The 14,491-nt window shown below is 69.6% G+C and carries 11 protein-coding genes; 4 read left to right on the top strand and 7 right to left on the bottom strand.

The window, feature by feature from the left end; translation table 11 throughout:
• Positions 1–98 precede the first annotated feature (98 nt).
• Positions 99–752, bottom strand: a complete 654-nt coding sequence (locus BST38_RS22195) for a TetR/AcrR family transcriptional regulator (protein ID WP_083145639.1) — start codon at positions 750–752, stop codon at positions 99–101.
• A 128-nt stretch (positions 753–880) separates the two neighbouring features.
• On the opposite strand from BST38_RS22195, the gene BST38_RS22190 reads away from it, so the two are divergent.
• Together BST38_RS22190 and BST38_RS22185 are read left to right on the top strand one after the other, a co-directional pair.
• Positions 881–2,941: an MFS transporter gene (locus BST38_RS22190; protein ID WP_237160882.1), complete on the top strand. Its 2,061-nt coding sequence runs from the start codon at positions 881–883 to the stop codon at positions 2,939–2,941.
• Positions 2,942–3,020: 79 nt separating this feature from the next.
• The gene (locus BST38_RS22185; RefSeq protein WP_083145638.1) at positions 3,021–4,628 is read left to right on the top strand and encodes an MFS transporter; all 1,608 of its coding nucleotides are present in this window, start codon (positions 3,021–3,023) and stop codon (positions 4,626–4,628) included.
• Between the two features lie 36 nt (positions 4,629–4,664).
• Here BST38_RS22185 and BST38_RS22180 read toward each other — a convergent pair whose 3' ends face one another.
• Genes BST38_RS22180 through BST38_RS22150 form a run of 6 tightly spaced genes read right to left on the bottom strand, consistent with a single transcriptional unit; the run spans position 4,665 to position 12,172 of the window.
• On the bottom strand, positions 4,665–5,204 hold the full coding sequence (locus BST38_RS22180; protein WP_181792004.1) for a YceI family protein: 540 nt from the start codon (positions 5,202–5,204) through the stop codon (positions 4,665–4,667).
• Positions 5,205–5,220: 16 nt separating this feature from the next.
• Positions 5,221–6,150, bottom strand: coding sequence for an NAD(P)/FAD-dependent oxidoreductase (locus tag BST38_RS22175; RefSeq protein ID WP_083145637.1), 930 nt, complete (start codon positions 6,148–6,150; stop codon positions 5,221–5,223).
• A 17-nt stretch (positions 6,151–6,167) separates the two neighbouring features.
• The gene (gene nrfD / locus BST38_RS22170) at positions 6,168–7,136 is read right to left on the bottom strand and encodes an NrfD/PsrC family molybdoenzyme membrane anchor subunit (RefSeq protein ID WP_083145636.1); all 969 of its coding nucleotides are present in this window, start codon (positions 7,134–7,136) and stop codon (positions 6,168–6,170) included.
• The gene (locus tag BST38_RS22165) at positions 7,133–8,062 is read right to left on the bottom strand and encodes a 4Fe-4S dicluster domain-containing protein (protein ID WP_165761624.1); all 930 of its coding nucleotides are present in this window, start codon (positions 8,060–8,062) and stop codon (positions 7,133–7,135) included. Before BST38_RS22165 ends, nrfD begins: the two co-directional genes overlap by 4 nt.
• A gap of 14 nt (positions 8,063–8,076) precedes the next feature.
• Complete coding sequence (gene fdh, locus BST38_RS22160) at positions 8,077–11,370, bottom strand: formate dehydrogenase (protein ID WP_237160881.1); 3,294 nt, start codon at positions 11,368–11,370, stop codon at positions 8,077–8,079.
• 52 nt (positions 11,371–11,422) lie between these two features.
• A complete protein-coding gene (locus BST38_RS22150) occupies positions 11,423–12,172 on the bottom strand; it encodes an IclR family transcriptional regulator (protein WP_420872566.1) in 750 nt (249 codons plus the stop codon).
• A 177-nt stretch (positions 12,173–12,349) separates the two neighbouring features.
• Here BST38_RS22150 and BST38_RS22145 point away from each other — a divergent pair, with 177 nt between their 5' ends.
• Together BST38_RS22145 and BST38_RS22140 are read left to right on the top strand one after the other, a co-directional pair.
• Entirely contained in the window at positions 12,350–13,450 is a 1,101-nt protein-coding gene (locus BST38_RS22145) for an acyl-CoA dehydrogenase family protein (protein WP_083145631.1), read from the top strand.
• Positions 13,450–14,475, top strand: coding sequence for an acyl-CoA dehydrogenase family protein (locus tag BST38_RS22140; RefSeq protein WP_083145630.1), 1,026 nt, complete (start codon positions 13,450–13,452; stop codon positions 14,473–14,475). Before BST38_RS22145 ends, BST38_RS22140 begins: the two co-directional genes overlap by 1 nt.
• Positions 14,476–14,491 lie beyond the last annotated feature (16 nt).

Below are 14,491 nucleotides of genomic sequence, written 5' to 3'. Positions count from 1 at the left end.
CATCGAACAACACCCCTCGACGAATCAGGTGTTGCAGCGACCGATTGAGTCTGAGCGAGTAGACGCCTGCCGGAATGCAGTTTCGGCGGGAGATTCCGCTAGCGCGGCCGCGCGCCGTCGAGGAACAGCCGCACACAGATCCGGATCCGGTCGGCCACCGCGTCGTTGTCGAGCACCGCACCCCACAGCACCCCGTGGGCCGGCCCGCCGATCACCAGGCTCAGAAACGACGTCCCGAGCAATTCCGGATCGGTGATCGCGATGGAGCCTGCCGCGGCGTGCCGCGCGAGCACCTCGGCGATGAACCGCACCACCGGCCGGGTGCCCTGCTCGTAGGCGGTCCGGCTGAGTTCGGGGAACCGGTAGGCCTCGGCGTTGAGGATGCGCTGCAGGCGCACCCCGTCCGGGCTGACCGCGGTCTGCAGCCGGGCGGACGCGACGGCGATCAGCGTCTCCTCCAGATCCCCGGTGTCCAGCGCGCGCAGCTCGTCGACCGGCACCACCCATCGGTCGATTGCCCGCTGCACCGCAGCCCGGAACAGCGCCTCCTTGTCGGCGTACAGCACGTAGATCGTGCGCTTGGCCATGCCCGTCGTCGCGGCGATCCCGTCGATGGTGGCGTGGTCGTACCCGCGGTCCAGGAACACCTCCAGTGCGCAGTCGAGCAGTTCTTCGGCCCGCGCACGTGCCTGTTCGCGAGTCGGGCGGCCGGCGCGCGACCGGCCGGCGGCGACAGGGGCTGGGGAGTTCACCAGACCAGTATGGCGAATGAAACGACTCCGGTGCTATTCTTGCCGCGTATTGAAACGATTCGGGTGCCATTACCGGTTCGACGCTGAACCCACCCGCCGATAACCCCGCTTTCCCACAAGGACCTTTCTTGGCTACACAACTGGTCGAGCGCCCCGCGCCGCCCAAAGGCGGTGCCGTGCTCATCGCCGTCCTCGCCGCCGCGGGCATCAGCGTCTCGCTGATGCAGACGCTGGTCATCCCGCTGATCCCGCAGCTGCCCGACATCCTGGGCACGTCGTCGGCCAATGCGTCGTGGGCGGTGACCGCGACGCTGCTGACCGGCGCGGTCGCGACGCCGATGTTCGGCCGCCTCGGCGACATGTTCGGCGCCAAACGGGTGCTGATCGCGTGCGCGGTGCTGCTGACGGCCGGGTCGGTCATCGCGGCGCTGACGAGCTCGCTGATCCCGCTCGTCGTCGGCCGCGCGCTGCAGGGTTTCGGCATGCCCGTGATCCCGCTGGGCATCAGCGTGCTGCGCGCAGCGCTGCCCGCCGAGCGTGTCGGCGCCGCGATGGGCATGGTCAGCGCGTCCCTCGGGGTGGGTGGTGCGCTGGGTCTGCCACTGTCGGCGGTGATCGCCGAACACTTCAGCTGGCATGCGCTGTTCTGGTCCGCGGCCGTCCTCGGCCTCGGCTCCGGGTTGCTGTTCACGCTGTTCGTTCCCGACGTCGTGCCGTCGAAGTCTCTGGGACGCTTCGACTATCTCGGCGCTGTCGGCCTGGCCGCCGGCCTGATCCTGTTGCTGCTGCCGATCTCGAAGGGCGCCAACTGGGGATGGGGCAGCCCGCTGACGATCGGCATGCTGGTCGGTTCGGTGGCCGTGTTCGTCGCGTTCGTGTGGTGGCAGCTGCGGGTTCCGGCGCCGTTGGTCGACATCCAGACGACGATCAAAACCCCTGTGCTGCTGACCAACCTGGCCTCGATCGCGATCGGATTCGCGATGTTCGCGACGTCGCTGATCGGCCCGCAGATCCTGCAGATGCCCAGCGCGACGGGCTACGGATTGGGCCAGAGCATGGTCGCGGCCGGGCTGTGGATGGCTCCGGGCGGTCTGGCGATGATGGCGTCGGCGCCGATCGCGGCCCGGGTCATCGCCGCGCGCGGCCCCCGGTTCACGCTGATCATCGGCTGTGTCGTGATCGCCGTCGGCTACTTCTCGGCCACGCAGCTTCTCGGTTCCGCGGCCGGGGTGCTGGCCTTCTCCGTGGTGGTCAGCATCGGCGTCGGGTTCGCGTTCGCGTCGCTGCCGACGCTGATCAACGCCGCGGTTCCGGTGTCGGAGACCGCCGCCGCCAACGGCATCAACTCGCTGGCCCGCTCGCTGGGCACCTCGGTGTCGAGCGCGGCGATGGCCGCGGTGCTGGTCCAGACCGGAATGGACGTCGGCGGCCACACGATCCCGTCGCTCGGCGGGTTCCGCACCGCGCTGATCATCGCCGGCGTCGCCGCCGCGGTCGCTGCCGCGATCGCCGTGGCGATCCCGTCGGCCACCCCGGCCCCGGCGCCGGTGGACGACGTCGAGCCGGTGCTGTCCCCGTCGGCGGTGCGCCGCCGCGCGCAGCGGCTGGAGAACGTGATGACCGCGGTGGGACGGCAGTCCGCGGTCGCGCTCGGGGTGTCCTCGACACCGCACCGCCTCGACCGCGGCGACTACGTGATCGCGGCCTATCTGGGCGGTGCCCCGGCGATGACGCCGCCCGAATTGTGCGCCGCGCTGAGCAGCGACCCCAGGCCCGTCGAGGAGCGCATCTCGGCGCTGATCCGCGACGGCCTCGTCGGTCGCGCACCGGATCCGGATCACGCTGCGCCGCCACGCTTTTCGCTCACCACCCGGGGCCGGGCGATCTTCGAACAACAGCGGGCGGCCAACATCGGCGGCCTGGAGACGGTGCTGTCGCGCTGGGACGACGGCGACGTGGCCGCGCTGATCGGATACCTCGGCCGGCTCTCCGACGGCATCGACGAGGAACACCGCCGCAAGCTCACCGTCGCCCCGGCACCGGTCACGCCGCACGCGCCGACCACCCCGCTGCGGACCCCGCGGCCCGCCCACGGTGCGCGACCGCGTCCCGGACTCGCGGTCCCCGGACACCCGCACCGGCCTCACCCCGTGGAGCCCGTGACCGAGGCGCTGCGCCACCGTCGCTAGCCCGGGGGCGTGAACCAACCCGGCGCCGGGTAAGCATTCGCGGGCCTACAGTGTCCACGGGCGCAGTCATGGGAGGCAGATGACAACGGCGAGTTCGGCAGCGGCGAGTTCGACCTCCACATGGGCGCCGTTGCAGTCGCCGGTGTTCCGGGCGCTGTGGATCGCGCAGTTCGTGTCCAACCTCGGCACGTGGATGCAGACCGTCGGCGCGCAGTGGATGCTCGTCGACGACCCGCGGTCCGTGGTGCTGGTGCCGCTGGTGCAGACCGCGACCACGCTGCCGGTCATGCTGCTGGCGCTGCCGTCGGGGGTGCTCGCCGATCTGGTCGACCGCCGTCGCCTGCTGATCGCGACGCAGGGCGCGGGGGCCGCCGGTGTCGGTCTACTCGCGGCGCTGACGGGGGCCGGGCTGACCACCCCGACGGTGCTGTTGATACTGCTGTTCGTGATCGGCTGCGGCCAGGCGCTCACCGCGCCGGCCTGGCAGGCCATCCAGCCCGATCTTGTTCCATCGCAGCAGATTCCGGCGGCCGCCGCGCTGGGCAGCATGAGCATGAACGGTGCCAGGGCGATCGGGCCCGCGATCGCCGGTGCGCTGGTGTCGCTGATCGGGCCGGCGATCGTGTTCGCGCTCAACGCGGTGTCGTTCATCGGGATCGTGCTGGTACTCCTCTGGTGGCGGCGCCCGCCGGTGCAGAACGACTTTCCACCCGAGCGGGCGATGGCCGCCCTGTCTGCGGGCGGACGCTTCATCCGCAAGTCCCCGATCGTGCTCCGCATCCTGCTGCGCACCGTGCTGTTCATCGCACCCGGCAGCGCGGTGTGGGGTCTGCTGCCGGTGATCGCCCGCGACCAGCTCGGGCTGGGTTCGTCGGGCTACGGCGCCCTGCTCGGTGCGCTCGGCGTCGGCGCGGTGCTCGGCGCGTTCGCGTTGTCGCGACTGCGGTCCCGGTACGGACAGAACGCCTTGCTGATCGCCGGGGCCGGCGGGTTCGCGCTGGCGACCGCCGTGCTGGCGCTCGTGCACAATGTCGCGGCGGTCACCGCGGGGCTGGTGATCGGCGGCACCGCGTGGCTGCTGACGCTGTCGACGCTCAACGCGTCGATGCAGTTGAGCCTGCCGGGGTGGGTGCGCGCCCGCGGGCTGTCGGTGTACCAGCTGATCTTCATGGGCGGGCAGGCCGTCGGCTCACTGCTGTGGGGAGTGCTGGCCGGGGCCACCTCCAGTGTCACCAGTCTGCTGGTCAGCGCCGCGCTGCTGGTGTTCTGCGGGGTGTCGCTGGCGTGGTGGCCGCTGCACGCCGGCACCGGCAACCTCGACCTGACCCCGTCGACGCACTGGCCGGAACCGTCGCTGCTCTTCGAACCCGAGCCGCTGGACGGGCCGGTGCTGGTGATCACCTCCTACCGGGTGCTACCGGAGAACGAGGAGGCGTTCCTGGCCGCGGTGGCGGCGCTGGGCCGGTCCCGGCAGCGCACCGGCGCCGCGATGTGGCAGATCTTCCGCAGCGTCGAACAGGAGTCGACGTTCGTGGAGACCTTCATCGTGCGCTCCTGGGGCGAGCACATGCACCAGCACTACACCCGGCTCACCGGCCAGGATCAGCTCATCGAGCAGAGGGTCGAGCAGTACACCGAAGGCGAGGCGATCTCGCAGCACTACCTCGCCGTTCGCGACACCCAATAGCCGGCACCGCGAGCGCCACCAATGCCCGCGCCGGCGTCAGGCCTTCGGATACTCCGCGGAGAACGACACCACCACCTCGTCGGCGACCTTCAGCGCGCCCATCATCATCGAGTACGGCTTCAGGCCGAAGTCCGAATGCCGCACCTCGGTCTCGGCGGACATGCGCCAGCGCTCGCCGAGGTCCTCGACCTTGAGCTCGACATCGCAGTCACGCTCGCGGCCGCGGATCTGCAGGGTGCCGGACAGCAGATAGCCGTAGTCGGCGCCGGTGATCGCCGAGGACCGGAACACGATCTTCGGATGACGTTTGGCGTCAAGGATTTTCACCGCATTCCCCCGGGCCAGCGCCTTCTCGGGTCCGGACAGCCCCGTCACGCCGCCGTCACCGCCGAGCACCTCGAGGCTGCCGACGTCGACCGTCATCTCGACGGCGGCCGGCGCGTCCCCGGACCAGTGCACGGTCGCGTGCCAGTCCAGCCCGATGGTCAGCCGGTGACCCATCTTGGCCGCCGCACCCGTCACCCCCGTGGTCAGTTGAAGCTCACCGTTCCCGGAATCCAGTTCCCACACCGTCACCGGCCGAGCGTAAGCGCTACGCGGGCGGATACGGCAACCCGAAGTCGTCGGCGAGCAGGCTCTGCACGATGATCATCGCCGCTTCCGCCCCGGCGGCGATCGCGCCGGCGATGTGCGGTTGCTCGGTGCACACGTCGCCGGCCGCGAACACCCCGGAGGTGCTGGTGCGCGCGATCTCGTCCACGGTCAGCGGTTCGGTGCCCAGCGGCCCGGGCGTGCACGTCGCACCCAATTGCTGGGCCAGCGGTGAGCGTTGCCGCACCGGCGCCTCGACCAGCAGCCCGTCGCGGGCCAACCGGTCGCCGTCGGCGAACGCGACGGCCTCCAATTGTCGGTCCGCACCAATCAATTCGACGACGCGCCGGTCGTCGACCGTGACCCCGGCGCGGTCCAGGATCCGTTGGTCGTCCGGGCTGAGCTGGGTGCGCCCGTCGGTGAGCAGCACGACGTCGTCGGTCCAGCCGCGCAACATCAGCGCGGTGTGCAGCCCCTGTTCACCGGCGGCCAGCGCGGCGAGTTTCTTGTCGCGCATCTCCCAGCCGTGACAGAACGGGCAGTGGAACACCGACGTGCCCCACAGGTCGGCGACGCCGGGCAGTTGCGGCGGGCTGTACGACATCCCGCTGGCCAGCAGCACCCGCTTGGCCCGCACCTGGTCGCCGCCGGCGACCTCGAGGACGAAGCCGTGGTCGACCGCGCGGCCCTCCAGTACCTCCCCCGACCGGAACTGCACCGACGGGTAGGCCTCCAGCTGTGACCGGCCGGTCGCGTACAGCTCGTCGGGCGGCCGCTGATCGAATCCGAGCAGCCCGCCGATCACCGGCGCGGCCCGGTTGCTCGGCTCACCGGCGTCGATGACCAGCGTCTTGCGCCGCGCCCGCCCCAGCACGAGCGCCGCGCTCAGGCCCGCCGCGCCGGCCCCGACGACCACACATTCCCATTCCACGCACCGGTGATTCCCGTTCAGCGCGTTGTCGAACGTCCAGATTGCGTCTTTTCGGCGCGGGCATCGGCGCGCTCGCGCTGCGGCACCACCACGTACTTCGGGTCCTTGGTGGACGCGACGCCGGCCTCGAACACACCGAACCGCTGCAGCGCGCTGCCGGCCAGCAGGGCCGCCCCCGACGCGGCGACGGCCCAGCGGCGCCGGCCGGCGACCACGGCGCCGGCCGCCCCGCCGACGGTCAGGATCTCCGACCACTGCCGCAGCCGGTGCGGGCGTCCCGTCGTATAGGCCTCGGCGACCAGACCGAGGCGACGCTCCATCGTGCGGGACGCGGCTACCTCCAGCACCGCGCCGGTCACCGCCATCCGCCGGGCCGGACCGCACTCCGACACCGGGGCCAGCAGCATCCCGAACCCGCCGCCGCTGGCCGCGGCCGATCCGGTGAACACGAACGGCAGATACGGGTGGGCCTCGTGCCACGCCGGAACCGCGGTCTGCGACAACAGCACCGCGGTGTAGGACGCGACCCCGGGGGCGACGGCGGCGGCCTCCAGTCCCGCGGGCCGGGCCGCCCAGTCGGCGACACGGCCGAGGCGGGTCCGGCGCAGCCGCGGCGGCATCAGTTCCGCGACGGCGGCCAGTCCGACGCCGGGGCCGAACCCGCCGAGGATCCAGGTGCCCATGCTCATCGGGGAACTCGGCTTGGCCACCCGCAGCATGTGGTGGAAACGCTCCGGCCGGCCGAGGTCGCCGATCAGGAAGTACATGCTGGCCAGCAGGCTCGCCAGCGCCCCGAGCCGCGACACCCGCCGCAGCCGGGTTCTGCCGGTCAGGTCGGCCCCGGCGGCCAGCAGCGCCGACCCCGCCGACAGTCCACCGGAGAACAGATACGCCGCGATCATCCAGTTCCACACCGGCGTCTTGAGGATCTGCTTGCCGTAGTACGACCGGAACTCGGCCTTCGGCACCGCCAGTTGCTCTTTCACGGGCGCCTACCCGCAAACGGCCTACCCAGGAACGCCGACACCGCCACCCCGACCAGGGCCGACGCCGCCATCCCGGCGTAATGCCACATCGCGCCGGCGTCACGGGTCGGCACCACCGGATCCGGCGGCAGCCCATAGACTTCCGGCTCGTCGAGCAGCAGGAAGAACGCGCCGTCCCCGCCGACCCCGTCGTCGGGATCGTGCCCGTAGAGCCGCGCCTCGGTGATGCCGCGCTCGTGCAACTCGGAGACCCGCAGCGCGGCCCGCTCCCGCAGCTCGTCGAGCACCCCGAACTGGATGGAGTCGGTGGGACACGCCTTCGCGCAGGCTGGTTCGAGGCCGTCGTGCAGCCGGTCGTAGCACAGCGTGCATTTCCACGCCCGCCCGTCGCCCTCGCGGCGTTCGATCACGCCGTAGGGGCAGCCGGACACGCAGTAGCCGCAGCCGTTGCAGATATCCTGCTGCACAACGACTGTCGAGAACTCGGTGCGGAACAGCGCGCCGGTCGGGCACACGTCGAGGCAGCCGGCGTGCGTGCAGTGCTTGCACACGTCGGAGGCCATCAACCAGCGGAAGTCCTGCCGGGTCTCTGCGCCGGTCGCGTCGCCGGGCCGCTCGAATCCGGGCATCCCGAGGTCCACGGACTCGACAGGTTCGGGCCGGCTCTGCTCGATGAATGCGACGTGGCGCCAGGAGTTCGCGCCGAGCTCGCCCGTGTTGTCGAACGACATGCCCAGCAGGTTGAATCCGTCCCCCTCCCCCGAGACGGGTACCTCGTTCCATTCCTTGCACGCGACCTCGCAGGCCTTGCAGCCGATGCACACCGACGTGTCGGTGAAGAACCCGACCCGCGGCGGATGCTCGGCGTCGTAGCCGGCGTCACCGGCCACATCGTGCAGCGGGCCGTAGAAACTGTTGGAGCTGATGCGCTTCTCGGTACTCATGGGCTCTCCTCGGTGTGCTCGCGCGAGGGTTCGGTGGTGTCGAGGTGGGTGCCGGTCTCGGGGGTGATGCGGGCGCGCTCCCGGTAGGCCCGGATGTACTCCAGCAGCTGCGGTCCGCGCGGGCGCCGGCCCGGCTGGATGTCGCAGGTGGCGACCTTGCTCTCCTGGATGAACACATTCGGGTCGGCGACCACGCCGAGCAGGTCGTTGACGACGTCGCCGTCGATCAACCCGACCGAACCCCAGTGGTACGGCATCCAGATCTGGTGCACCGCACGGTTTTCGACACGCAGCGGGCGCATCCGGTCGGTGACGAACACCCGCGCGTCGACGGCCGCCCGGCTGGTCACCACGTGCGCCCAGTCCATGTGGGTGAGCCCGCGCAACTCGGCCAGCTCCGGGGACACCTCGACGAACAGGCCCGGCTGCAGCTCGGCCAGGTACGGCAGCTGACGGCTCATACCGCCGGCGGTGTGGTGCTCGGTGAGCCGGGCCGCGGTGAACACGAACGGGAACACGTCGCCGTGCGCGTCCGGCCAGGACGGGTTCGACGGATTGTCCGCGCGCCCATACACTTTGCGCGCCGGGTTGCCCTGCTGCGGATACAGCGGATTGCGCACCGGCGATTCGTGCGGTTCGTAGTGCGTCGGCAACGGTCCGTCGAGCACCCCGTTGGGCGCGAACAGCCAGGCCTTGCCGTCGGCCTGCATCACGAACGGGTCGTCGCCGCGCAGCGCCTCGACCCCGACCGCTTCGGGGCGGGGCCGGTAGTCCGGCGGCTTCGTCCTCTCGAAATCGGGGACGTCGTACCCGGTCCACTCCCCTTTGTCCGGATCCCACCAGATCAGCTTCTTGCGTTCACTCCACGGCCGGCCCTGCGGATCGGCCGACGCGCGGTTGTACAGCACCCGCCGGTTCAGCGGCCAGGTCCAGCCCCATTCGTTGTCGTACGGGCCCTCGTCCGATTGCGGGCTCCGCCCGCGGTGCTCCGATTGCGGTCTACGACGCGCCGCCTGGTTCACCTCGTCGGCATACACCCCGCTGTAGATCCAGCAGCCGCACGCCGTCGAGCCGTCGGCCTTGAGTTCGGTGTAACTGTTGACGGCGCGGCCGGTGGTCAGGTCGACACCGTTGATGCGCCGCAGCACGTCGGCTCCGGAGGGTTCGTCGCCGTCGAGTTCGTAGTCCCACCACAGGTCCAGCAGCGGCCGGTCGCGTTCATCGGTTGAGCCGGCGAGCTTTTCGCGCAGGATACGGCCCAGGTGGTAGAAGAACCACAGCTCCGAGCGGGCGTCACCGGGCGGTTCGACGGCCTGTTCGCGCCACTGCAGCATCCGCTGGGTCTGGGTGAACGTGCCGGCCTTCTCGACGTGTGAGGCGGCCGGGAACAGGAACACCTCGGTGCGGCAGGTGTCGGGGCTGATCTCGCCGGTCTCGATCTCCGGGGAGTTCTTCCAGAACGTCGCGCTCTCGATCTCGACGAGGTCGCGCACCACCAGCCAGTCCAGGTTGGCCATGCCGAGCCGCTGCAGCCGGCCGTGCGCCGACCCGACGGCGGGGTTCTGCCCGAGCAGGAAGTAGCCGAACACCTTGCCGTCCACCATGTCCATCACGGTGCGGTAGGTGCCGTGGTCGCCGTTGATGCGCGGCAGATAGTCGAAGCAGAAGTCGTTGTCGGGCGTCGCCGCATCGCCCCAGTACTCCTTGAGCAGCGACACCATGTAGGTATCGGCGTTGTGCCAGAAGCCTTTCTGGTTGCGGCTGACGATGTCGTCGATGTAGTCGGCCAGCGTCTCCTGGCCGGCGTGCGGCATCGCGAGATAGCCGGGCAGCAGGTTGAACAGCGTCGGCACATCGGTCGAGCCCTGGATGCTGGCGTGCCCGCGCAGCGCGAACACCCCGCCGCCGGGCCTGCCGATGTTGCCCAGCAGCAGCTGGATGATCGCACCGGCCCGGATGAACTGCGCACCCAATGTGTGCTGGGTCCAGCCGACCGAGTACACCAGTGCCGCGGTCTTGTCGCGTCCGGAGTGTTGCGCCCACTTGCGCGCCACCTCAAGGAAATCCGCGGCGGGCACCCCGCACACCCGCTCGACCATCTCCGGGGTGTAGCGCGCGTAGTGCCGTTTGAGGATCTGGTAGACGCAGCGCGGATGCTGCAGCGTCGGGTCGTTGGGGATGTCGCCGGCGCCGCCTTCGATCGGCGGCCCACCGGAGCCGGAGCGGTCGCCGGAGCTCTCCTCCTTCGCCTCGGCGCCACCGCCCTCGGCGTCGGTCGACTCGTACTGCCATGTCGACGGGTCGTAGGACGCGGTTTCGTCGTCGTAGCCGGAGAACAGGCCGTCGAGGTCCTCGGCGTCGGCGAAGCGTTCGTCGACCAGGAAGGACGCGTTGGTGTAGGCGGCGACGTACTCCCGGAAGTCGAGTTCGTTGCTCAGGATGTAGTTGATGACGCCACCGAGGAACGCGATGTCACTGCCGGCGCGCAGCGGCACGTGCCGGTCGGCCAGCGCGCTGGTGCGGGTGAACCGCGGGTCGATGTGCACCACCTGCGTGCCGCGCGATTTCGCCTCCATCACCCACTGGAATCCGACCGGGTGCGCCTCGGCCATGTTGGAGCCCATGATGACGATGAAGTCGGAATTGACGAGATCCTGCTGGTAGTCCGTCGCCCCGCCGCGACCGAAGGAGGCCCCCAGACCGGGAACCGTGGCGCTGTGTCAAATACGCGCCTGGTTCTCGATCTGTAATGCCCCCAGCGCGGTGAACAACTTCTTGATCAGATAGTTCTCTTCGTTGTCCAGCGTCGCGCCGCCGAGGCTGGCGATGCCCATGGTGCGGCGCAGCGTCAGGCGGTCCTTGTCGAACTGCTGCCAGCCCTTCTCGCGGGCGTCGAGCACCCGGTCGGCGACCATCTGCATCGCGGTGTCGAGGTCGAGGTCCTGCCACTCGGTGGCGTACGGCGCCCGGTAGCGGACCTTGGTCAGCCGCTGGGGGCCGGTGACGAGTTGCTTGCTGGCCGACCCTTTCGGGCACAGCCGGCCCCGCGAGATCGGGCTGTCCGGGTTGCCCTCGATCTGCACGACCTTGTCGTCTTTGACGTACACCTTCTGCGCGCAGCCGACCGCGCAGAACGGGCACACCGAATGCGCGATGTGGTCGGCCTCGGCGGTGCGCGGGGTCAGCGTCAGCGAGCGCTCGGACTGCGCGGCCTTGCCGCGGCCCAGCTTGTCGTCGCCGGTGAGTTGCCGGTACACCGGCCACGACGCCAGCAGCTTCTTGAAGTCCACCGGGCACCTCCGTACCTCATCGCTGGCCCCAAGTTACCCCGTCACAGCGCGCTCAACCACGCTCCGCGGGCCACTGGCGGGCACTGTCGGCCAGGGTCCCGGCGAGTTCGTCTCGTCGCCTCGCGATCTCGGCCCGCGGGCCGATGACACCGACCGCGGCGACCGTGCGGCCCGACTCCCGGACGGCGATGGATACGCCGTCGCCGTCCTCCGAGGCGTTCGGGGCGGCGCAGATCATGGTGCGCTCGATCTCCGGCAGGGCGGCCAGAAACCGGTCGACCAACGGTGAGTCCTCGTCGGCGACACCGCGCAGATGGGTCCACAGGTCTCGCTTGTCCATGCCCGCAAGCAACACCCACCCGCTCGACGTCCGGATCAGCGACCGCCGGATGTAATTCTCGGCGAGGTAGGCGAACCGGGGATCGGCCGAGCAGTAATCGACATAGAAGACGTCTGAAGCGACGGCGATCGACAGCACGGTCGTCAGTCCCGTCCGGGTGCGGATGCGTTCCAGATCGGTATGGGTGACGGCGGAGACCGGTTGCCGGCCTGCGAGGCGGTTGAGCAGATAGGGCGCGCTGCCGAGAAAATAGCGGCGATCCTGCTCGTCCAGGTAGCCGGTGGAAACCAATCCGTTCACCAGTCCTTGCACTGAACTGACCGGAGCATCAAGAGCTTTCGCGATTTCACTCAATGTCGATCCGGAGCGTGACCGAGCGGCTTCCTCCAGGATCGCGGCGATACGGTCAACGGTCCGGTGCCGGGGGCGCTTCCGCGGCCCGCTTTCGTCACGCGGATGCACCACCTCAGAACCCCTCCCGCCTACGTATATACGTAACATACACCGCTATTGTGTAATCGGCACTGGACTGACATCATCGTCCACCAGCGACATCGTCCACCAGCGACCCGACCGAAAGATGACCGCTCCGTGCCCCGATTCAGACTTGTCCCACCCGTTGCGGACGACCCCCACGCCATGGACGAGCTTCGGCGGGAAGTCCGCGAGTTCGTCGACCAGCAGCGCGCGGCCGGGAACATCGGCAGAAAGGTCGACTGCTGGCTCACCGGGTGGGACGAGGAATTCACCCGGGCACTGGCCACGCGAGGGTGGCTGGGGATGACGGTCCCCGAGGAGTACGGCGGGCACGGCCGCAGCTTCCTCGAACGCTTCGTGGTCACCGAAGAGCTACTGTCGGCCGGGGCGCCCGTCGCCGCGCATTGGATCGCGGACCGCCAGATCGTCCCGTCGCTGCTCAAGTACGGCACCGAGGTCCAGAAGCGCAAGTACCTTCCCGAGATAGCCCGCGGCAATTGCTACTTCGGCATCGGGATGAGTGAACCGGATTCGGGGTCCGACCTCGCCAGCGTGCGCACCAAGGCCACCCCCGTCGACGGTGGCTGGTCGATCACCGGGGCCAAGGTGTGGACGTCCGGGGCGCATCTGGCACACGCGTTCATCTGCCTCGCCCGTACCGAACCGGTCGATCCCGCGCACCGGCACGCCGGGCTGAGCCAATTCATCGTCGACCTGCGATCACCGGGCGTGGACATCCGCCCGATCATCTCGATGAACGGGCAGCACCATTTCAACGAGGTGCTGCTCGACGACGTCTTCGTCGCCGAGGACATGGTGTTCGGCACCATCGGTGATGGGTGGCAGCAGGTCACCTCCGAGCTGGCGTTCGAGCGCAGCGGCCCCGAACGCTTCCTGTCCAGCTTCCCGCTGCTGGCCGAGCTGGCCGGGCTGATGGACGACAGTCTTCCCCGCCACACCGGACTCGGCCGCTATGTGGCACGCGTGGCCGGACTGCATCAGATGTCCACCGCGGTCGCCGGAGCCCTCGAGCGGCACGAGCCGGCAGATACCGCGGCGGCCGTCGTCAAGGTGCTGGGCACCAGCACCGAAGGTGACATCGCCGACTTCGCCGACCTGCTCACCGACGCCGGCGTACCCGAGCACGCCGAGTACCGGTCGATGCTCGACGACGCGGTGGTCCAGCGCCCCGGCTTCACCTTGCGGGGCGGTACCAACGAGATTCTGCGCGGCGTGATCGCCCGCGGATTGGGGATGCGCTGATGACCACACCCACCTCAGTGGACAGCGACCTCGTGGAGATGATGGACGCGGTGTTCGCCGGCCACCGCGATCAGCTGGGAGCCGAGCGCCCGAATGCCACCTGGGACCCGGCACTGTGGAATCAGCTGGGCGAGTTGGGGTTGGTCCGCCTCACCGGCAGCGAGCAGAGCGGGGGCAGCGGCGCGGGCTGGCTGGAAGCCGCGGAACTCGTCCGCGCAGCCGCACAGCACGGTGTCCAGATCCCGCTCGCCGAACACGATCTGCTGTCGTGCTGGCTACTCGAGTCGGCCGGTCTCCCCATAGATGACGCCCGCCGTACTGTCTGCGTGCTCGAAAACGATGTCGCGCACAATGTTCCGTGGGCATCGGAAGCCGACAAGATCGTCGTCGTCTGGAAAGACGCCGGCGCTCACTTCATCGCCGACGTGGATGCCGCAACGTTGACCATCACTGCGGGAATGAATGTGGCCGGTGAGCCACGGGATACGGTGACTGTCACCCCCGGCACACTGAACGGCACCGCGGTCGCAGATTCGGTGGTCGACCTGTTGTTCCTGCGCGGCGCGCTGGTGCGCAGCCTGCAGGTCTGCGCGGTGCTGGATCAGATTTTGGCGCTGTCGGTCGAGCACGCCGGCGACCGCACCCAGTTCGGCCGTCCGCTGGCGAAGTTCCAGGCCGTGCAGAACCTGGTCGCCGACATCGCCTCCGAGGCCGCGCTGGCCCGTGCGGCGACGGAGGCCGCGCTCACCGAAGCCGTACGTACCGACTGGGCCGGCACCAACCTCGAATTCCTTGTCGCCGTGGCCCGCTCGTGTGCCGGGCACGCGGCGTCGGTGGTCGTGCGTAACGCCCATCAGGTGCACGGCGCGATCGGCACCACCCGTGAGCACCGGCTGCACGAGTTCACCCAGCCGGCGCTGGCGTGGCGTTCGGAATTCGGTTCGGTGCACTACTGGGATGAACGTCTCACGGCCGCGGCCATCGCCGCCGGCCGCGACGGCCTGTGGTCGTTGATCACGGCCTGACCCGGAAGGTAGACCT

This window comes from Mycolicibacterium parafortuitum (genome assembly GCF_002086815.1).
In the GTDB taxonomy this organism is placed as follows: domain Bacteria; phylum Actinomycetota; class Actinomycetes; order Mycobacteriales; family Mycobacteriaceae; genus Mycobacterium; species Mycobacterium parafortuitum.
Note: the sequence above shows the minus strand (reverse complement) of the source record. Positions and strands in the feature narration are given on the sequence as shown.